Raw genomic sequence first — 20,686 nt, forward strand, 5'->3', positions numbered from 1 at the left:
TTTGGTAACTGAAAAAAGAGTATCTGTGTGAGAAAAAACGTGAATGTTTAACATTCATGAAAGTTTCGTGAACAGGTACTTTTTAAACTTATTATTTTACGCTTACATAACCTCTATTAAATTACCCATCTAAATAACATTAATTTTAACAAGAAAAATTCACCTTACAATAATTATTGTAAGTCATTCAAATTGTTCGCAAATTGAACTGTTAAAATGAAAACTACTTTTCTTTATGTGAATTAGCGGTCTATTTCGTCAATTTATTTGGATTTTGTGCTACTGAAAAGGTTATCTATCATGGTGCAGTTTTTTTTAATAGGATTTTCATATTCTGTGATAAACAACTTGATAAGTGTTAAAACTACCGTAATTTCCCATTTTTATTTACAATGAATAGTATGTAAAGTATTAAAAAGGGGATTAAGAGATGGCTGTTGATACAAACTCGGTTATTGGATTAAGTGATGATGAAGCACGTAGAAGGTTGCAAGAATACGGAAGTAATAAACTTGCAGGAACAAAAAAACGTTCTTTTCTGTTACGTCTATTTGCGCAAATTAATAATGTCCTAATCTACGTACTAATTATAGCGGCTGTTATTTCCGGTATTGTTGGAGAAATGGCGGATGCCTTCATTATTGGGTTTGTTGTTTTAATTAATGCAGTAGTTGGACTTGTTCAAGAATCCAAAGCTGAGGATGCGCTTAAAGCTTTAAAAAATATGGCTGTTCCAAAAGCGCTAGTTCGTAGGAACGGCGTGCAAAAAGAAATCCCATCCGAGGAAGTAGTCGTAGGTGATATTGTTTTGTTGGATGCGGGAAGATATGTACCTTGTGATTTACGCCTCATTGAAACAATGAATTTAAAAGTGGAGGAGGCGGCACTTACGGGGGAATCAGTTCCTGTTGATAAAGATTCAAGTTTTTCAGGTGAAGATTCCTTGCCGATTGGGGATCGAAAGAATATGGCATTTATGTCTACTTTAGCGACTTCAGGACGTGCTACAGGTATTGTTATTGCCACAGGGATGCAAACGGAAATAGGGAAAGTGGCCGCTATGCTAGACCGTGAAGTAGATAGCGGAACGCCTCTTCAAAAAAATCTGGCGCAATTAGGAAAATACCTTGGTATGATTGCTGTTGCGATTAGCGTCACTATTTTTCTTATTGGTGTATTGCAAGGACGAGATTATTTAGAGATGTTCATGTTGGCAGTTAGCCTTGCAGTAGCTGCAATCCCTGAAGGAATGCCGGCTATTGTATCGATTGTACTTGCAATAGGTGTACAGCGCATGATTAAGCAAAATGTCATCATTCGAAAGCTACCTGCAGTAGAAGCGCTAGGCTCTGTCAATGTCATTTGTTCAGATAAGACGGGTACATTGACGCAAAATCGGATGACTGTCAAGAAAATTTTCGTGAACGGTACTTTGCTAAATTTAAAAGAAGTGAACTCGAAAGACCGTGTTGAAAATTTATTGCTTGAAAATATTGTTTTATGTAATGACGCTACTTATTCGGATGATGGTGAAACGGGTGACCCAACGGAAATCGCACTTTTGGCTGCATCAGATTTTAGTGGATTAAGGAAAGAACAATTGGATACTGATTACCCAAGGCTTTCGGAAATCCCTTTCGATTCGAATCGGAAACTCATGTCAACTGTTCATCAGTATCCGAATAAGATTTATACCCATACTAAGGGTGCGATTGATGGGATTTTACCAAAGTGTACACATTATGAAACGGTAGATGGTCTGAAAGTACTTGATGAAAACGTTCGAAATTCAATTTTAGAAGCGGCGCATTCAATGTCCATTGAAGCGTTACGTGTGTTAGGCTCCGCCTATAAAGTAGAGGACAATATGAGTGGGACTGAGAATGCCCAAGCTGAAGAAGGACTCACTTTTCTTGGATTAGTTGGAATGATTGATCCTCCGCGCGAGGAAGCAAAAGAAGCGATTAAAATAACGAAAAAAGCAGGTATTCGTACGGTCATGATAACTGGAGACCATCAAGATACTGCTTTTGCAATCGCAAAGGAACTTGGCATTGCTACTGAGGAATCACAAGTTATTGAAGGGAAAAAACTTGATATACTGACAGATGCCGAGTTAATTGAAAAAGGTGACCATCTAAATGTATATGCACGTGTATCACCGGAGCATAAAGTGAGAATTATACAAGCGCTTAAAGCAGGAGAAAACACTGTATCAATGACGGGAGACGGTGTTAACGATGCACCATCACTGAAAGCTGCTGATGTTGGTGTTGCGATGGGTATAACAGGGACAGACGTAGCAAAAGGCGCGGCAGATATGGTATTGACAGATGATAATTTCTCTTCGATTGTGAAAGCGGTTGGAGAAGGGCGTACGATTTACCGCAATATTAAAAATTCTATTATTTTCTTGTTGTCCTGTAATTTAGGAGAAATTATTGCCTTATTTACTGCAATTTTATTAGGCTGGCCAATGTTGTTACGCCCAATTCATATACTTTGGATAAATCTTGTTACAGACACATTCCCGGCACTTTCAATCGGTGTAAATCCAGAAGAGTCTGATGTAATGAAAGAAAAGCCAAGACATAGAAGTGAAAATTTTTTCAAAGGTTCCATTGCGTTTATCATTTTTAATGGCATACTAATCGGTGCGATTACGCTTACTGCGTTTATGATTGGGATCTATTCATCCGGGGTGTATACGGGCAGTTTTCTATCGATGTTTTCAGGAACGATTCCAGAAAATGCGCTTATCCACGGACAGACGATGGCATTTATCGCACTGAGTTTCTCGCAACTTGCTCATTCACTTAACTTTAAATCGATGAATCAATCAATTTTTAAAGCAGGTCTATTTAAAAATAAGTTTTTAATTTATTCGATATTATTAGGCATTGTATTACAAGTAATTATCGTTTCAATCAGTCCCATTGCAGAAGTTTTCAGTGTTCAATCACTTGACGCACTAAATTGGCTGACGATTGCTTTACTAAGTCTATTGCCAATCATTGTGAATGAAGTGGTTAAGCTATTTAAAAATAAATAACAAAAAAAATTAGTATTCAGTACTTTTCAATCTTAAGAATTTTGTTTAGTGCACTGATATGTGTTAAGCATAAATTTGAATATAAATTAAATATTTTAACGGAACTAGGGGTGTCTTTAAAAGATTGAGACGCATATTTATATGCGGACCCTTTGAACCAGATCTGGATCATACAAGCGTAGGGAAGTGTGTTATCCTGTTTTTTAAAACGCAAACAATTAGAGTCCGCTTCCTGATATTAATCAGGGTGGGCTAACCTGAATTAGTGAGACAATATAAAACACCTTCGGCGTGGTACACTTGTAAAAAGTACTTACATCGGAGGTGTTTTTGCATGGGCAAAAACGTATATTCAAGTGAAGTTAAATGGGCTGTTGTAAAAGATAAATTAAGTGGTGAATTGACAAACAAGGAAATTATGGAGAAGCACGGAATCAAAAATGTTTCACAGATTAAGACTTGGATGACATGGTACCGTAGGAATGAAATTTATCGATTTGATCAACCAATTGGTAAACAGTATGCATACGGTCATGGTCCAGTGTTAGCGAGTGAAGACGATAAACGAGAACGTCAATTATCTCACTTGAAAATGGAGAACGAAATACTAAAAAAGTACATGGAGATCGAAAGAGGGTTGAAAAAGAAATAGTTCTACAAACTGTTGAAAAACTTAAAAAGAAGTATACGATTACAGCTATATTGACAGCATTAGAAGTACCAAGGGCAAACTATTATAGATGGCGTATTCAAGGAGTCAATCAGCCACTTTCGGTAGAAGAGGAATCCATTATAGAGCTGTGTAAAATTACTAAGTATCGGAATGGCCACAGAAAAATAAAGGCTTTGCTAAAGAAAAAATATAAAATAGAATTAAATCGGAATACAGTTCAGGACATCATGCAAAAGCATCACTTGCAGTGTCGAATCAAGCCGAAACGGAAGTGGAAATCCCAAGGAGAAAGCATTGTGATTGCTCCTAATATTCTTAAACGTAACTTTACGGCTAGTGAACCAAACAAGAAATGGGTAACGGATATTACATATATTCAGTATGGCAATACTACAAAATACCTTTCGACCATTATGGATTTATTTAATAATGAAATTGTGGCTTACAAATTATACAATCACCAGGAGACACCACTTGTAATTGACACGCTAAAGGAGGCACTGGCTGTACGAAATCACCCGGAGGGTGTAATTGTGCATTCAGATCAAGGAAGTGTTTACACATCGTATGCGTATCAAGCTTGTATTAAAGATAACGACCTCGTCAGTAGTATGTCACGTAGAGGAAACTGTTGGGACAATGCGGTGATTGAATCATTTCATTCGAACTTGAAGTCTGAGGAATTTCAATATGTTAAATTTAATTCATTACATAATCAGGACGTAATTGAGCGAGTAATTACCTATTTAAATTATTATAACGAAGAGCGTATCCAAGAAAAATTAGGCTACCTTACACCAAAAGAATATGGTGTAGAAGCAGCCTAATGAAGGTGTTTTATGTGTGTCTCATATCGCTATGGCAGTCTAGGGGGGCGGTTTTTTTATTTTCATTCAAAGGATTTGAGTGAGCTGATGGAAAATTGTGTAGCGCCGGGCTTAGTTTATCCGACAGATGCGAGTAAGTATACGAAGGAAGATGTGAAGGACTTAATTATCTCACAAACGCCTTTAGGTCGACTTGCGATGCCAGACGATGTCGCGGGCCAGTGTTATTTTTAGCCTCGCATTGGGCTAAGTTTGTAACTGGGTAGACGATATATGTTGATGGTGGGTTTGTAATGGGGTAATTGTACGAAAGATTAACTATATAATAGTGTTCTAATAATGATTATCGGCTTACATTTTAATAAAATGTAAGCCGATAATGTTTTTAATTATAATCTTATGTTAAAGTGTATTGTTCTCAGGACCAATTAATCATTTGTGCAACTATTAATGAGACAACTGCTATACCTGACCAAACGAAAAATAGTGGTAAGAAAAATTTAACCCATTTTTGCCAAGCGACTCCTGCAATTGCTAAAGCAGCCATAAAGTAACCTGAAGTTGGATAAAGAATATGTGCAAATCCGTCACCTAACTGGAATGCTAGTACTGCGGTTTGTCTAGTAACACCAATAATATCTGCTAATGGAGCCATTATCGGCATTGTTACTAACGCCTGACCACTCCCAGATGGAATTACAAAATTGATAAGTAATTGTGCGACATACATGCCAACAGCACTTAGTACTGCGGGAAATCCACCAACAACTGAACCTAAACTATGGACAAGCGTATCCAAAATATGTCCATCCTCTAGTACGACAGCGACTGATCTAGCTAAACCGACAATGATGGCACCCATAAGTACATCGCGAAAGCCTTGCGTAAATCCTTCACATATTTCTTTTGTATTTAGACCTGCAATAAAACCGACAATAATTCCCATAAAGATAAATAGTCCAGCCATCTCGACCATAAACCAACCAAGATTAAGAACCCCGTATACTAATATACCAAAGAATAAGAGTATTGCGTAAGAAGCATAAGTTTGTCTGTTTGACATCTTAACTATCTCTGATTTTTTATTATTACCAAGGTAAAGTTTTCTTTTCTCTACATCATCTTCATATACAAAACTTTGTGTTGGATCTTTTTTAATCTTTTTCGCATAGCGCATAATAAAAAATATACCGGCTGAGACTGAAACAACGAAAATAATCGCCCGATAACCCATACCTGAAAATACAGGAATTCCAGATATCTTCTGTGCTAATCCTGTATTAATAGGGTTTAACACGCCTGCTGTGAATCCAACAACAGTTCCGATTAATGCAATGGCGGCAGCAACGATAGAGTCAAAACCTAAGGCGATCATTAACGGCAAAATAACTGGGATATAAACAAGTGATAATTCAGGGGTACCAATAAGTGTTGCTATTATTGCGAATACTACAGTTAATGTAGGGATTAGTATTATATTGTTTCCAGCAAATTTTCTAGCCAATTTGTCAACAGCAATTTCGATAATACCTGTTCTGCGTAAAACTACAAACATACCACCAATAATAAATGTGAAAAAGACAACTTCACCAGCACTTATTAATCCTCTAGGAATGACTGTTAAAAAATCACCGATACCTACAGGAGTTTGTTCAATTAATGTATAAGAATCTGCGTCAATCGTTGTTCTGCCTTCTGGTCCAGGTACTCTTGTGTATTCACCAGCAGGGACAAAGTATGTAGCTATTGCAGCAAGCGCACTAAATATGAATAAAATTGCGTAAATATGAGGTAATTCAAAACTCTTCTTTGCCTTTTTCACATAGATTCCTCTTCTCCATCAAAGTTATAATTTACATAGTGCTTTTTCTCCTTTAAGCTAAAAGTAATCATTGTACCTAACAATAGCTATTCAATCGTTCTAAAAGCCTTTCTTTTGTAAATTTTAATAAATTCCGTTCAATTAAAATCTTCTGAATATTCCTGTGTTACAAGTGTAGACAAATAAAATGTGAAAGTCACTATTCATTTTAAACAATACTCAGTGTTTATTTTTGTTTAATTTGGTAAAAAATACTTTCATAAATGTTGTTCAATAAACAATTAAGTGCCGGGAAGTCTTGCTATGCCAATCTTTTCCAACAGTATAATTTATAATTGATTATGAAAAGTTTAATTAATATCAAAAAAACTAAGGCCTAACTCTACTTAGATGGTTAGGTCTAAAGTTTGTGTTTATGATAATCGATGGCAGCTAAGCCAAGTGTTTTTGCAGCTAATAGCATCGCGGTTTCATCAATATCGAATTTCGGATGATGATGTGGAAATGGATTATCTGGTGCCGCACCTGTAAAGAAAAATGTACCAGGTACGTTTTCTAGGTAAAAAGAGAAATCTTCTCCACCCATTTGCGGTATGGCTTTGACAACAGATTCTGCGTCAATAATACTTTCAGCTACATTTTTCAAAAAAGCTGTTTGGTTTTCGTGATTGACGACAGCTGGATTACCGCGTATATATTCATAATGTATTGTACAGTTATTTGCTAATGCGGTTCCGTCAACGACACGCTGAATTTCACTCTCCATAAAATCACGAACATCTGGATTGAACGATCGCACGGTGCCAGCTAATTTCACAGAATCAGCAATGACGTTAGGAGCATTTTCTGCAACAAACGAACCAATGGAGAGTACTGCAGATTCAATTGGGTTTACGCGTCGGGAAACGATTTGTTGTAAATTTAAAATAAGTTGCGCTCCAGCAACAATTGCATCTTTCGTTTCGTGGGGAGCTGCACCATGACCTCCGGCTCCTTGGATTGTAATTTCAAAACGGTCAGATGCCGCCATCATAGGGCCAACCAAATATTCGATTGTTCCAGATGGTGTCATAGACCATAAATGTGTTCCGAAAATAACGTCAACACCCTCAAGGCAACCAGCCTCAATCATCGAAAATGCACCACTTGGGGCAAGCTCCTCAGCATGTTGGTGAATGAAAACATACTCGCCAGCAAGGTCTTCTCTTAATTCATAAATTGCTTTAGCTACCTGAAGTAGTGTCGCAGTATGTCCATCGTGACCACAGGCATGCATGACGCCTGGAATAGTTGATTTATAGGGTACGTCTTTTTCGTCTTGAATCGGTAGTGCATCAAAATCGGCTCGAAGTGCAACTGTTTTACCGGGTTTTCCACCCTTAACACGTGCAACAACACCGTTTCCACCCACTCCTTGACGTACTTCTACCCCTAGGCCAGTATAGAAATCATAAATATATTTTGCGGTTTTAAATTCCTTAAACGATACTTCTGGGTGCATGTGAAGGTGACGACGAATATTGACCATTTCTTCGTAAGCATTTTCAAGCTTTTCGAACAATCGCTCTTTCAATAGATTACCCCTCTCGAATTTAAAATATTTTGAATACTAGTCTCAGATTCTACCAAACAAATAATTTTTGGTCAAATTTTTTTAAATAAGGAAAAGTCCGTCTTAATTAATATGTACTAATAAAAAAATTTTAGATATACAGATTAAAAGTTTCATTCAACGAAAGTTATTATATGACTTGTGCATGTTTAACATATTTGGTAGAAACTATGTTCTTAATTAAATGAAAAGTTGTTTAAGAGCCTGTTACTCGCACAAAGAATTGATTTTAAATTCCGTACGGGTAAAAAGAATATGCTAAAATGTTAAGAGATTATGACAGCTGATGATAATAAAGCTATTTTGGGAGATTAAAAAAGAAGTAGATGGTGAAAAGGAAGACACGCAAACACTTGTTAACGTATATAATGAAATCAATTGTATGACAGATGTGGAGTTAAAAAAAAGGGAATATCCCGGCATTTTACACTTAAAAGATAGAACGCGTGTTAAGATCAAGCGGGGTGGAAGACTCGATTACAGAAAAAGTTGGAAATACATTCCGAAAGATAGTCGATACCGTAACAAATGAAAATGAATAATCTCGTTTCGAGTTTTACATCCAAATTCATCAATATCAGCAAGGAAGTAGCGATTTTTTTATTAATTTACAAGACATAAGATATGTGTGTAAAGTAAATTACAACGGAAAGCTTAATATTATAATTGAAGCACCCAAACTACTAACAGAGGAATTAGTGAAAATAAAAGTTGGGAAATATATTAGGTGCTAAACAATCATAAATTGTATTGACCATCAAAACTAATGAAATGGAATGATGTAGATGACAAATAACAAAGAACCTGCATTTATAATTTTTTCGAATGCGCATATAGGGGCAGTCATCATTTTATGTCTATTAATATTGTTATTATTTATTTTGAAAAAAAGAGGGCCAATTTCGATAAAATACGAGCGTCTTTTTGCTATTTCATTATTAATTATTGACCTCTTTTATTATATTTGGATTGTAAAGACTGGTAGATGGGACCTGAGCTATTCGTTGCCTTTGGAATTATGTAGCATAAGTTTGATGGTTACAATTGTTCTATTATGGACGGGGAATAGGCATCTAATTGATTTTGTTTTTTTTGCAGGAATTGGAGGTGCGCTTCAAGCGATTGCAACACCTGCCTTGGATGTTGGTTTTCCACACTTTAGATACTTTCATTTCTTTTATACACATACGGGAATTATAATAACAGCACTTTATTTCACCTTCGTGAAAGGGTATAGGCCAACTTTTAAAGGAGTCATTAAAACGATGATTGTTTTAAATTTGATATTACCGGTAGTTGTTGCTGCAAATTGGTTATTTGATGGTAACTATATGTTCTTAAATGAAAAGCCTCTTAATGGCAGTTTGCTTGATTACCTCGGACCTTATCCATGGTATATCTTATCGCTCGAAGGTGTCGCGTTTATTATTTTTGTTATTTTGTGGTTGTTGTTCAAAAAAGGGCTCTAAGTCTTATATCGAGGTGATGTGATTTGCACGTCACATTCAAGTGACATACTAGATTAATAGAAGAGTGCCTTTGTAACATTTGGTAATAAAACAAATGTTACAAAGGCACTTTATCTGCAATTAATCTTCAATGTCTGAAGCGATTGCTAATGAGATATCAGCGCGTACTTCAGTTAGTTTTTTCTTTTGTCCATTAGGATAAACGATGCTCCAAAAATCAAACCCGTTATATCGGTCAGTATAGTTGGGGCCTTTGATTGAATTAACTGCAGCAATCGCAGCACTTGAAAGACTACTAAATTCTTTGTCTTGGAAGATAATATGACCGCTCGTTAGATCGATTTCCGCCTTTGTAATAGTGCCTCCATAAGTAGATTCTAAAAACTTCTCATCCTCATTTAAACGGCTGTAAATCTCATCCCATGGTAACTTAGATGTGCGAACTGTAGAAGAGGTTTTGACTATTCGTTTTTCAGGAGTTTCGTTTTTCACTGCATCAAAAATTTCATCTAATACTTCTTTATATTTATTATAAATGGTGATACATAATTCATCATTTACTTTAGCCATTGGCTTGTTCACTCCTTTAAATACCATGCTTAAGTTATGTACATATTGTTCTAAAATACTTTTATTCGCAATTGATATTTGGGGATGATTTAAGCAAGGCAAAATGACAAAATCATATAATTCTTGATAATCAATTTGAATAAATTCAGGACATTTTGGGCTTACCGTGGCATCAGGTGATAAAAACACCTTGAGGTCGTACTTATATGCGTCATCTAAGTTATCTAAAATTTTTGTGTATGTCTTTGTTTGGTCTTTGTTTTCACGTGATAGCACTTTATTTTCTATAATAATACGTACTACTTCATTCGTTAAGTAAAGATCAAATCTGGCATTAAGTTTAGTATTAGTTGTAGGATCAACGGCAGAGGATGAATACTCTGTAAAAACTTCCATACTTTCTAGATCGAGAGAATCTGACTCAATCAAATCAAAATCAATTTTTGTTTTCAAATTTGAGATATTTTCCTCACAAATATAGTAAAGGAAACGCTTTAATGGAAATATGCCTAAATTTAACGAAGAAATTGGCGATATCAGCCAGCTAATAAATGCGCTGTGCATTGTTTCACGGTGCCCAAATCCTAATAATTGGAATAGATTTTCTTTTTCAAAGGATTGCTGTAATTTTAATAAGTCTGGGTCACTAATTAATTGATTCAGTTGGGATTTCAATTCTTTTGAGTTTGTTATCATTATGAACCTCACATTCTGGTGATTTTTCAAAACTTCTATCAAAATCAAATCATAACATTTTCCAATAAAAAAGGCGAAGCATCCTATACTACTTTAAATTAGTGTAGGATGCTTCACTATTAGTTAATTTATATATTCAAAGCCAACTGAATCATGAGTTCCATACCAAAGGGGATAGCTGCTTAATCAATGCTGAAATTTTCTCGATTTCTATTGAGACATCATACATTTGTGTAAATAGATATAGTTAACTAAGCCATTTTATACATTAATTCAAAAACAAAAATGTTAATGCCTAAAATAGATATAGAAACTAATTTCCACTTTATTGATTAGCTACCCAAGTATTTGTATCTGCAATTGTTGGGTTGGCTAAGTAATGCCCACCTTCAATTTTGAGCGTTTGGCCAGTCATGAACTTTGATTCATCAGAAGCTAAAAATACGACTGCGTGACCGATATCATCTGCTTCACCGTGGTAAGGAAGTGCATTAAATTTAGTATAAATATCTAGTAATTCTGGTGGCATATTATTCTGAGCAGCAGGTGTTAAAATAAGACCTGGTGCGATTGCATTACAACGAATTTTATCTTTACCGAATTGAGTTGCGATATTTTGAGTCATATTGACAACACCCGCTTTTGTAGCACCATAAGCCGTACGTGTTTGGTCACTAGCAAACGCAGCCATTGAAGCAGTGTTAATAATTGAACCGCCACCTGCTTTTTGCATATGAGGAATAGCAAACCGACTACCAAGTAAAACAGATTTCAAGTTCACATTAACTAAACGATCCCATTCATCTAAATCTATATTGACAACATCTAAATCTTTTTGAAGATTAGTCAAACCGACATTATTAAATAAGATTGTGAGTGACCCAAATTGCTCAACAGTGAATGCGACCGCTGCTTCGATTGACTTCGCATCACCCGCATCAAGAAAGACTGCTGCTGCTTCATAACCTTCTTTTACTAGCGATTCCGCAAGCGATTTCGCACCTTCAATATTAAAGTCTGCAATCACAACTTTTGCACCATCTTTTGCCAATAAAGTTGCTGCTGATAGCCCAATTCCAGATGCTCCACCCGTAATGAGTGCTACTTTTCCTTCTACACGTTTCATAAGAAATTCCTCCTATAATAAGTGACAAAAGAGTGATGTATTTGCTAATATACAATACTCGCATTCATCACTTTAATCTTTTTTACATATGGCAGTTTAACATTTAATGATTCATAGTTAAAGGAATAAGCTTAAGTTGAAATTGTTTATTAATCAAAATAAAAAACAATTCATCTCACACTACTAACAGTCTGTGTGGATGAATCGTTTTAAGATTATTTATGCATTTAAAGCCAACTGAATCATAAGTTCAATGCCAGCTGGAATTGCTTCTTCGTCAATATCAAACTTCGGGTGGTGGTGAGGATATTGGCTTTTTTCACTTTGCATGCCAACGTTAACGAATGCACCTAACTTTTCTTTTAAATAGTAGGAGTAATCTTCAGCTCCTAGAACTGGTTCCAAGTCGATAAATACATCATCACCAAATGTGTTTCTGACAATTTTTTTCGCATAATCACATGCTTCAGGATGATTATATAGCGGGGGAGTACCTTCAATTAATTTGAAATGTCCTTTCCCTCCAAAACTTGAGCAAACGGATTCAGTTAACTGAGCCGTTTTTTTATGCATTAATTCTGCACCTTCAAATGTTAATGCCCTAATCGTACCTTTTAGATGTATTTTATCAGGTATGACGTTGTATGAATTTCCGCCCTGAATTCCTCCAAATGAAATTACACCAGCATGTAGAGGATTTAAGTTTCTACTAATGATAGATTGGAATGATTGTATTAGATGGGAAGCGATATAGATTGGATCCACAGTTTCATGAGGATTGCCGCCATGACCGCCTTGGCCCTCTATAACTATATCGAAATCATCACAGGATGCCATTGCTGGGCCTGTTGCAAATCCAATTTTACCTAAAGGTATAGTCGAAATATAATGGATACCATATATTGCATCAATTCCATCTAATATTCCTTCAGCTACAAGTTGTTTAGCGCCACTAGGTGATGCTTCTTCTGAACTTTGAAAGATAAAGACAATGTTATTTTTTACTAAGTGGGGATTAGTGCTCATCCATTTAGCTACGGCAAGTAAAGTTGCTGTATGACCGTCGTGACCGCAACCGTGCATGACTCCGGGTACTTTTGAAATATAAGATTTGTCTCCTTCTTCTTGAAGTGGAAGGGCATCCATATCTGCTCTAAGCGCAACGGTCTTTGTTCCTTCTGTCCCTTTAAAATAAGCAATAATATTTGGTTCTGAATAACCTTTTTGAATAGGAATTCCAAATTCGGTTAACTTTTCTTTAACATAAGCAGCTGTTTGGAACTCTTGTCCAGATAACTCAGGATTCATATGGAAATATCTGCGTTGTTCAATTGCCCATTCTATTAAGTCTGTATCTATAAGTTTTGTTTGCAACATAATAATCCTCCAAGAATTTTTATTAGAAAGGTCCGTACTGAATCATTTGTGCAATGATTAAGAAAATAATAGCAATACCAATTTCAATTAAGATGAAAGGGAAAACCCATTTTACCCACTTTGTAAATGGAATGCCTGCTACTGCTAGTCCTGCAAGTAGTATACCTGCTGTTGGGAAAATAGAATTTGAAATGCCGTCTCCCAGTTGAAATGCTAGTACTGCAGTCTGTCTTGTAACGCCGACAAGATCAGATAAAGGAGCCAATATTGGCATAGTGAGTGCCGCTTGGCCACTTCCTGATGGAATTAAAAAGTTTAGGAAAAGCTGAACAAAGAACATACCTATTGCATTCAACATAGGTGAAAGCTGCGTTAAAATAGTAGATGCGAAATGTAAAACAGTATCAATTAATTTACCATCTTGAATAACAACTAGAATTGCCTGTGCAAAACCAACAATTAAAGCACCACCGATAAGTTCCTTAGCGCCATCGATAAAGTTGTCTGCAATATTGTTTGCATTTAATTTACCGATAACTCCGGCAATAACGCCAAACAACAAGAATAAACCTGCAATTTCTGTAATATACCAGTCAAATTTAATGACACCAAAAATTAATACGACAAAGTTAAGTAAGAAAATAGTGAGAATCAATTTGTGGCGCGTTGTTAATGTAACATTAGAATGAAGCACTTCTTGATTACCATCCTCAAAGTTCCCTAAAAACCTTAATTCAGGATTGGATTTCACTTTTTTTGCATAGCGGTAAACGTAAAGGAATCCAGCGGTGTATAATGTAACAAGGAGAATAAGTCTGAGACCAATGCCTGAAAATGTAGGCAGTTCGGCTATACTTTGAGCAACTCCGATATTAAATGGATTTAAAACTGCACTCATAAAACCAATATTTGCTCCGAGTGAAACGATGGCAAAACCTACAATAGCATCAAATTTTAATGCAATGGCTAAAGGTGTAATAATCGCAATGTACACAATAGTTTCTTCTGCCATCCCCATTAATGTACCACCAACTGCGAAAAACAACATTAGAATTGGAATGAGAAGCAACTCTCTGTGTGCTAATTTTCTCGTTAAGGTTATGATTAATGCATCTAGGGCACCAGTTGCTTTTAAAATACCAAAAGAACCACCAATTATTAATATAAAGAATATTATTCCGGACCCGTCTATCATTCCTCTGTGAATACTAGTAAAGATATGAAAGAAACCAACTGGAGAAGACTCCGTCACTGTATAAGTATCAGGAACAACCAGTGTACGTCCATTTTTTTCTACTCGATCAAATTCGCCAGCAGGTACAATGTATGTCAAAATTACGGAAATGACAATTACAAAAAAGAGTAAGACAAATGCGTTGATGTTGAGTGTTTTCTTAGTCGGACTTTCAAGTTGATTTTGATTTTGTGATAAGTTTTTCTGCATTTAATTTACTCCTTCGCGTGTATATTATATAAAAATAAAATGTATTTTTATACATTTTATCTTAATATTTATTCATGGATAACGCAAGATGTTATTTCATCTTTTAAAAAGAAAGTTATTTCTGAAAATAGAAACAGATGAAGTTACTGTTATCTTTTGGATAGTACAGTATATGTATCCGAAGTCTAGAACTTATATTATATAACTCTATATACAAAGTGAATGTAATAATATTTAAAACTTAAAATCTATTAAGGAAAAGGAATGAGAAATAATGAGGAAAACGATAACTGCGACGGATGTAGCAAAGCTTGCAGGTGTATCACAATCTTCCGTATCAAGAGTTTATTTTGAGGGCGCTGCGGTTACAGAAAAAACAAAAAAGAAAGTATTAGCTGCCGCAGAAGAGCTTGGATACTATCCGAACGAGTTTGCAAGGAGTTTAATAACAAATAAGACAAAAATTATTGGTATTGTGATGAAAGGGGTCCAAAATCCTTTTTATGCGCAAGTATTGAAAAGATTTAGTTCAGCATTTAAGATGTATGGATATAGCATATTATTTGTTTATACGAATAATGATGAGATAGAAAAAGAAGATGTTTTGACGCTATTAAATTATAACGTAGCTGGTGTCGTTATAACAGATGCTACGATGTGCTTATCAGTTGTAAAAGATTTTAAACAAAATAAAATTCCTTTAGTTTTCTTCAATAGAAAGCTAAACACCGATAAATGCTATTCAGTATGTTGTAATAATTTGAGTGCCAGTCGGTATATCGCAAATTTCCTCATTTCGAAAGGTGCAGCAGACATGATTTTAATAAGCGGAAATGAAAATACTTCTACAAGTATTGAACGAGAGCAAGGTTTTTTTGAAGTTCTAGATCAGCATCCTGTTACTTATCGTAAATATAGTTCGGATTTTACATATGAAGGTGGATATAATACGGTATTAAATATTTTAAAAGAAGGTAGTTTACCCTCAGCATTTTTTATTGCGAATGATATTATGGCATTAGGTGCGATTGATGCGCTTCGAAAGAATTCCATTAACATTCCAGAAGATACGAAAGTTATTGGATTTGACAATATAGACATGGCTTCTTGGCCGGCATATGATTTGACGACATGGGAGCAGCCTATCGAGTTAATGATAGAAATGAGCGTTAATTATTTAATGAAAGAAATTAAGAACTATACAGATTTGGCTCAGAATGTTGAAGTTGATGGCTCATTTATTGAAAGAAAAACAACATAAAAAAACTTGACTTTAACGAATAATAAGAATATGTTTTATATATAGTCTAATGCATACGTATGCAAAACCTGGAACTTTTCTTGAATAGAGAGGTTTTTGTAGGGAAGTCTATCTTTAGAAGCCAATATTATAAATTAAAAATTTGGAGGGATTAGTTATGGTTAAAGTAATAAAAGCAGGAAAATCACAAGAAGAAGTTAGTGCTAATGATTCTAAAGTTTCTGAAATTGTAGCATCCGCATTGAAAGATGTTGAACTTCACGGTGATAAGGCGGTTCGCGAACTATCAGAGAAATTTGATAAGTGGACTCCAGAATCTTTTCGTTTAAGTGAAAGCCAAATTAAAGAAATTGTCGAGCAAGTACCAGCAAGTGTAATTGCAGACATTGAATTTGCTCAAAAAAATATTCGTGAATTTGCTGAGGCGCAATTAGATTCAATGCACGATGTAGAAGTTGAAAACATTCCAGGTGTAATTTTAGGACATAAAAATATTCCAGTAAATAGTGTAGGTTGTTATATACCGGGCGGTCGTTATCCAATGGTTGCTTCTGCACATATGAGCGTAATGACTGCAAAAGTTGCTGGTGTTAAGCGGGTTATTGCATGTACGCCACCAATTAATGGTGAAATACCTAATGCAACAATTGCTGCAATGTACTTAGCTGGAGCAGATGAAATATATTTACTAGGCGGCATTCAAGCAATGGCTGCAATGGCGATTGGAACTGAAACAATTGAATCTGTAGATATGATAGTTGGACCTGGTAATGCTTTTGTTGCTGAAGCTAAACGCCAACTATATGGTCGTGTAGGAATTGATCTTTTCGCTGGTCCAACAGAAACTTTAGTCGTTGCAGATCATACGGCGGATGCCGAAATGATTGCGACAGATCTTCTTGGACAAGGTGAACATGGTCCAACATCTCCTGGAGCACTTATTACAACATCTGAAAAATTAGCATATGAAACAATCGAAGAAATTGCTCATCAATTGAAAACTTTACCAACTGCAGACGTTGCAAGTGTTTCATGGGAAGATTATGGACAGATTTTATTAGTTGATTCGATTGAAGAGGCTAGAGTAGAAGCTGATCGCCTTGCATTTGAACATGTAGAAATATTAACTGAAGACCCAAATTACTTTCTTGAGAACATGACGAATTATGGATGTCTATTTTTAGGACCAGAAACGAATGTTGCTTACGGCGATAAAGTGATTGGTACAAACCACACGTTGCCAACAAAGGGAGCAGCTCGCTATACAGGAGGACTATGGGTAGGTAAATTTATAAAAACTGTTACATATCAAAAAGTTACGCCTGAAGCTAGCGCGTATATCGGCGAATATGCAGCTCGTCTATGTTTGTTGGAAAACTTTGAAGGACATGCACGTCAAGCCCAGCTTAGAGTTGAAAGATATGGTAAAAATTAAATTATTTAAAAGAGGAAAGGGGGAGTGTAAGAATGTTAGGGATGATCGGCCTTTTCGGTGGACTTGCATTATTAATATTTTTGACGATGAAGGGTATGAATCTTCTAATTGCTGCACCCCTTACAGCTTTGTTTGTCACAGTTTTAAATGGGATACCGCTATTTCCGCAACTAGCTGAGGAAGGCGCAGTAAACTTTTTGACTAATTATATGACAGGTTTTACTGGCTTTATTGCATCTTGGTATTTAATGTTTTTAACAGGTGCGATTTTCGGTAAAGTTATTGAAGATAGTGGTGCAGCTGACAGCATTTCGAAATGGATTGTTGGTAAAATAGGTATGAAACGAGCAGCTTTAGCAGTCGTTATTGCGTGTGCTGTTTTAACTTATGGCGGTGTTAGTTTGTTTGTAGTCGCATTTTCAGTATATCCAATGGCATTGAGCTTATTTAGACAAGCAGATTTGCCTAGAAGGTTTATACCGGCTGCACTTGCATTTGGTTCAACAACATTTACAATGACATCCGCTGGTTCACCTGAAATTCAAAACTGGATTCCAATTGAATTTCTAGGAACAACTCCTTATGCGGGTTGGGAAGTCAGTATTTTCGTTGCAATGTTTATGTTTTTATTTGGTTACTGGTGGTTGAAACGAATGATTTCAAAAGCAATGAAGAACGGTGAGAAGTTTGTTGCGAGGGAGTCAGATCCTTCAACAGAGGAAAGACAAAATCTTCCTAATCCATTCCTAAGTGCCATTCCATTGGTTGTAGTACTCGGAATATCATTTTTCTTCCATCAAATACTTGGTACATCTGCGTTAATTATCGCTTTAACAGGTGGAATCGCAGCTACTTATTTACTTAATATGAAGAATTTTAAAGACTTTGGAAAAGCAGTTGGAGACGGCGCACTTGGAGCCGTTGTTGCGATTGCCAATACAGCAGCAGTTGTTGGATTTGGTGGCGTCGTTAAAGCCACACCTGCTTTTGAAGCAGCGGTTGGTGTAATGACTGATATTCCGGGTAGCCCACTAATTGGTGGGGCGTTAGCGGTTGCTGTCATTGCAGGACTAACTGGTTCTTCATCCGGCGGTCAAGCAATTGCATTACCACTGTTAGCACCTCATTACTTAGATTTAGGTGTTGATCCAGAAGCGTTACACCGTACTGTTTCGATTTCTTCAGGTTCACTGGATTCGTTACCGCAAGGAGGATATGTTGTTACGACCATCCGCTCTATCGCAGGTGAAACGCATAAAGATGCGTATCCAGCATTTGGTGCATTGTCAGTCGTCGTCCCACTTATCGGCGCTGCATTAGCAGTTATTTTATTCTCATTAGGTTTATAATCAAAACAATACCCAACAAACTACTTGTTATAGTTTGTTGGGTATTCATTTTTTATCAATTAAATTTGCTAACCGGCTAATGTTAATAATTACTTATCACCTTTATGGGAAAATGGGCATTTACTAGTAATGGGCTCACTATCGTCACCGATAAAGAATTGTTTCCATTCGTTATGTTCTGGATCTCCGAAATGACTAATGTCTGGATGCTTAGGTAACTGATCCCAAACTTCAACACGCTCGCGAACTTTTTCGCGCGACATAATACCACCTTTTTCAGTCCCAGTTAGTCGTTTGAAGATTTTCCGTGGCTGAAATCCGATAACCAAAGAATTACCTAAGTCACGCGTTTTTCTTTGTTTATAGGCGGGTGCATTTCCAAACGCAAAAATTGGTTCTCCTTTAAAGTGAAAATCCCATAAATAATGATCAGGATCCCTAGGGGTTTCAGATGGCCATTCCACGTCATCAACATCATGTAAATATTGCAAAACCTTCCAAAACTGTTCTTCATAGTCTTCTAATGAACCCTCTACTTCAAACGGCTCTACAAAAACGAATAACCCATGACGTTTATGTTTTGGATTATCAAAAAGTGTTAAAAAAGATTCCAGCGCCTTCGGTAAATTCGTCCAATCATCTTTGGTCACATATGCATAGCGCAACTCACCACCAAGCTCACCCCCCATGCCGAAATAACAAGGAAACGTTTTATCAGTAACTATTTTATGAAAAGTATTATATTCTTTTATAAGCCAGTCAGGTAACTCTTTGCGGTGTGAAAAGTCTTCCTTTTTCAATAAAGCGTTATGAACGTTAATCAACTATAAGCCTCCCATTATTTTACACAAAAATTCTAAATATTTATTAACAGTTACCCTATAAGCGTAATAAACAAACTACTAAATTACCAGCAATCCTGTTTCTTATGTTTAGATAATTATTATGAGGGAATAAAATTACGGTAACTAAATTTATGGAGGATGAGTAATGAGTACCCCAACAAAAGAAATGCCAAGTACTAGTTGTGATAGTGAATATGATAAATTGCAGCGTGTATTGATTTGTGAACCTTCACATATGGCTATTGATGAAGTGATCAATGAAGTGCAGAAAAAATATGAAGAAGATAATATTAACGTAGAACTTGCAATGAAACAACATGAACATTTTGAACAAACATTAAAAGAACATAATATAGATGTTATTAAGCTTCCTGCATCCAAAGATTTTCCCGAACAAGTATTTACACGGGATATTGGCTTTACTGTTGGAAATGAAATATTTGTTGCTGAAATGGCGAATGAAATTAGAAAAGGTGAAGAGAAAGAGTTAGAAAAGTGGCTTCGAGAAGAAGATATTTCATTCCAAAAAACGAATGACCGTGTAGAAGGCGGAGATGTTATTATAGCTGGTGAGACTGTTTATGTCGGTATCAGCAGTCGTACATCTGAAAAAGCAGTACAGAAGTTAGTGAATAAACTACCTAAACATAACGTAATTAGACTACCATTTAATGAGAAGTATTTACACTTAGATTGTGTCTTTAATTTAATATCATCAGAAATAGCGCTTATATTTCCGCAAGCATTTTCACCTGAAATCGTTCAAAGACTTTCAAAGAAGTATATGTTAATCGAAGTTTCTATAGAAGAGCAATTCACAATGGGTACTAATGTCCTCTCTATTGGCGATAAAAAAGTAATAAGTTTACCTCAAAATAAACAGGTTAATGCACAAATGCGAAAACATTCTTTTGAAGTAATTGAAATCGACTTTTCTGAAATTATAAAATCTGGTGGTTCTTTTAGATGCTGTTCAATGCCGATTGAAAGAAATAGTTAATCATTGATAGAAAATATTTGAAAAATCTATTTAGTAAAGAGGAAGATACCCAACGGTATCTTCCTCTTTACTATTAATAGAAATATCTTTTTATATACAAAAAATGACGATTAAATTTACAAATTGAT

At 35.8% G+C, this 20,686-nt stretch carries 15 protein-coding genes, 1 pseudogene and 1 riboswitch; of the genes and pseudogenes, 9 read left to right on the top strand and 7 right to left on the bottom strand.

The genetic code is table 11. The features are described from left to right. Positions 1–430 precede the first annotated feature (430 nt). From AC3RV6_RS06150 to AC3RV6_RS06160, 3 genes and pseudogenes are all read left to right on the top strand, one after another. Positions 431–3,052, top strand: coding sequence for a cation-translocating P-type ATPase (locus tag AC3RV6_RS06150; protein ID WP_489748574.1), 2,622 nt, complete (start codon positions 431–433; stop codon positions 3,050–3,052). 96 nt (positions 3,053–3,148) lie between these two features. Then, a riboswitch (TPP riboswitch) is annotated at positions 3,149–3,254 on the top strand. A gap of 132 nt (positions 3,255–3,386) precedes the next feature. Beyond that, positions 3,387–4,552, top strand: a protein-coding gene (locus AC3RV6_RS06155; RefSeq protein WP_489747707.1) for an IS3 family transposase whose coding sequence is annotated in 2 segments (ribosomal slippage) — positions 3,387–3,663 and positions 3,663–4,552 — 1,167 coding nt in all. Because the reading frame shifts where the segments join, the coding sequence is not laid out codon by codon here. Between the two features lie 93 nt (positions 4,553–4,645). Further along, positions 4,646–4,818 (top strand): annotated as a pseudogene (locus AC3RV6_RS06160) (SDR family oxidoreductase); the annotation flags it as partial. Between the two features lie 152 nt (positions 4,819–4,970). Here the strand turns inward: AC3RV6_RS06160 and AC3RV6_RS06165 are convergent. Then, the gene (locus tag AC3RV6_RS06165) at positions 4,971–6,374 is read right to left on the bottom strand and encodes a YfcC family protein (RefSeq protein WP_489748575.1); all 1,404 of its coding nucleotides are present in this window, start codon (positions 6,372–6,374) and stop codon (positions 4,971–4,973) included. Between the two features lie 400 nt (positions 6,375–6,774). Beyond that, positions 6,775–7,947, bottom strand: coding sequence for a M20 family metallopeptidase (locus AC3RV6_RS06170; RefSeq protein ID WP_489748576.1), 1,173 nt, complete (start codon positions 7,945–7,947; stop codon positions 6,775–6,777). 325 nt (positions 7,948–8,272) lie between these two features. On the opposite strand from AC3RV6_RS06170, the gene AC3RV6_RS06175 reads away from it, so the two are divergent. Beyond that, the gene (locus AC3RV6_RS06175) at positions 8,273–8,518 is read left to right on the top strand and encodes a hypothetical protein (RefSeq protein WP_489748577.1); all 246 of its coding nucleotides are present in this window, start codon (positions 8,273–8,275) and stop codon (positions 8,516–8,518) included. Positions 8,519–8,771: 253 nt separating this feature from the next. Beyond that, the gene (locus AC3RV6_RS06180) at positions 8,772–9,455 is read left to right on the top strand and encodes a YwaF family protein (protein ID WP_489748578.1); all 684 of its coding nucleotides are present in this window, start codon (positions 8,772–8,774) and stop codon (positions 9,453–9,455) included. Between the two features lie 120 nt (positions 9,456–9,575). Here AC3RV6_RS06180 and AC3RV6_RS06185 read toward each other — a convergent pair whose 3' ends face one another. The 4 genes from AC3RV6_RS06185 to AC3RV6_RS06200 form a co-directional block, all read right to left on the bottom strand. After that, positions 9,576–10,721 carry a PD-(D/E)XK nuclease family protein gene (locus tag AC3RV6_RS06185; RefSeq protein ID WP_489748579.1) on the bottom strand — a complete coding sequence of 382 codons (1,146 nt, stop codon included), beginning with the start codon at positions 10,719–10,721 and terminating at the stop codon, positions 9,576–9,578. Between the two features lie 325 nt (positions 10,722–11,046). Next, complete coding sequence (locus AC3RV6_RS06190; RefSeq protein ID WP_489748580.1) at positions 11,047–11,847, bottom strand: SDR family NAD(P)-dependent oxidoreductase; 801 nt, start codon at positions 11,845–11,847, stop codon at positions 11,047–11,049. Between the two features lie 219 nt (positions 11,848–12,066). Then, positions 12,067–13,224, bottom strand: coding sequence for a M20 metallopeptidase family protein (locus tag AC3RV6_RS06195; RefSeq protein WP_489748581.1), 1,158 nt, complete (start codon positions 13,222–13,224; stop codon positions 12,067–12,069). Between the two features lie 22 nt (positions 13,225–13,246). Next, entirely contained in the window at positions 13,247–14,668 is a 1,422-nt protein-coding gene (locus tag AC3RV6_RS06200; protein ID WP_489748582.1) for a YfcC family protein, read from the bottom strand. A 274-nt stretch (positions 14,669–14,942) separates the two neighbouring features. Here AC3RV6_RS06200 and AC3RV6_RS06205 point away from each other — a divergent pair, with 274 nt between their 5' ends. The 3 genes from AC3RV6_RS06205 to AC3RV6_RS06215 all read left to right on the top strand — a co-directional run bounded on the left by AC3RV6_RS06205 (position 14,943) and on the right by AC3RV6_RS06215 (position 18,713). Further along, a complete protein-coding gene (locus AC3RV6_RS06205; RefSeq protein WP_489748583.1) occupies positions 14,943–15,929 on the top strand; it encodes a LacI family DNA-binding transcriptional regulator in 987 nt (328 codons plus the stop codon). Between the two features lie 157 nt (positions 15,930–16,086). After that, the gene (gene hisD, locus AC3RV6_RS06210) at positions 16,087–17,364 is read left to right on the top strand and encodes a histidinol dehydrogenase (protein WP_489748584.1); all 1,278 of its coding nucleotides are present in this window, start codon (positions 16,087–16,089) and stop codon (positions 17,362–17,364) included. A 32-nt stretch (positions 17,365–17,396) separates the two neighbouring features. Continuing rightward, positions 17,397–18,713 carry a GntP family permease gene (locus AC3RV6_RS06215; protein ID WP_489748585.1) on the top strand — a complete coding sequence of 439 codons (1,317 nt, stop codon included), beginning with the start codon at positions 17,397–17,399 and terminating at the stop codon, positions 18,711–18,713. A gap of 89 nt (positions 18,714–18,802) precedes the next feature. Here AC3RV6_RS06215 and AC3RV6_RS06220 read toward each other — a convergent pair whose 3' ends face one another. Further along, positions 18,803–19,537 (bottom strand): YqcI/YcgG family protein, encoded by a 735-nt coding sequence (locus AC3RV6_RS06220; RefSeq protein WP_489748586.1) that lies wholly within the window; start codon positions 19,535–19,537, stop codon positions 18,803–18,805. 166 nt (positions 19,538–19,703) lie between these two features. Between AC3RV6_RS06220 and AC3RV6_RS06225 the strand changes: the two genes are divergently transcribed. Continuing rightward, positions 19,704–20,558, top strand: coding sequence for a dimethylarginine dimethylaminohydrolase family protein (locus AC3RV6_RS06225; protein WP_489748587.1), 855 nt, complete (start codon positions 19,704–19,706; stop codon positions 20,556–20,558). The last annotated feature ends 128 nt before the right edge of the window (positions 20,559–20,686 follow it).

The organism is Sporosarcina sp. So3-204 (genome assembly GCF_058068165.1).

What these genes read in the sequence shown, in the direction of transcription:
- hisD (WP_489748584.1), top strand. Translation starts at nt 16,087, where the DNA reads ATGGTTAAAGTAATAAAAGCAGGAAAATCACAAGAAGAAGTTAGTGCT.
- AC3RV6_RS06185 (WP_489748579.1), bottom strand. Translation starts at nt 10,721, where the DNA reads ATGATAACAAACTCAAAAGAATTGAAATCCCAACTGAATCAATTAATT.
- AC3RV6_RS06190 (WP_489748580.1), bottom strand. Translation starts at nt 11,847, where the DNA reads ATGAAACGTGTAGAAGGAAAAGTAGCACTCATTACGGGTGGAGCATCT.
- AC3RV6_RS06215 (WP_489748585.1), top strand. Translation starts at nt 17,397, where the DNA reads ATGTTAGGGATGATCGGCCTTTTCGGTGGACTTGCATTATTAATATTT.
- AC3RV6_RS06205 (WP_489748583.1), top strand. Translation starts at nt 14,943, where the DNA reads ATGAGGAAAACGATAACTGCGACGGATGTAGCAAAGCTTGCAGGTGTA.
- AC3RV6_RS06195 (WP_489748581.1), bottom strand. Translation starts at nt 13,224, where the DNA reads ATGTTGCAAACAAAACTTATAGATACAGACTTAATAGAATGGGCAATT.
- AC3RV6_RS06150 (WP_489748574.1), top strand. Translation starts at nt 431, where the DNA reads ATGGCTGTTGATACAAACTCGGTTATTGGATTAAGTGATGATGAAGCA.
- AC3RV6_RS06175 (WP_489748577.1), top strand. Translation starts at nt 8,273, where the DNA reads ATGATAATAAAGCTATTTTGGGAGATTAAAAAAGAAGTAGATGGTGAA.
- AC3RV6_RS06200 (WP_489748582.1), bottom strand. Translation starts at nt 14,668, where the DNA reads ATGCAGAAAAACTTATCACAAAATCAAAATCAACTTGAAAGTCCGACT.
- AC3RV6_RS06180 (WP_489748578.1), top strand. Translation starts at nt 8,772, where the DNA reads ATGACAAATAACAAAGAACCTGCATTTATAATTTTTTCGAATGCGCAT.
- AC3RV6_RS06225 (WP_489748587.1), top strand. Translation starts at nt 19,704, where the DNA reads ATGAGTACCCCAACAAAAGAAATGCCAAGTACTAGTTGTGATAGTGAA.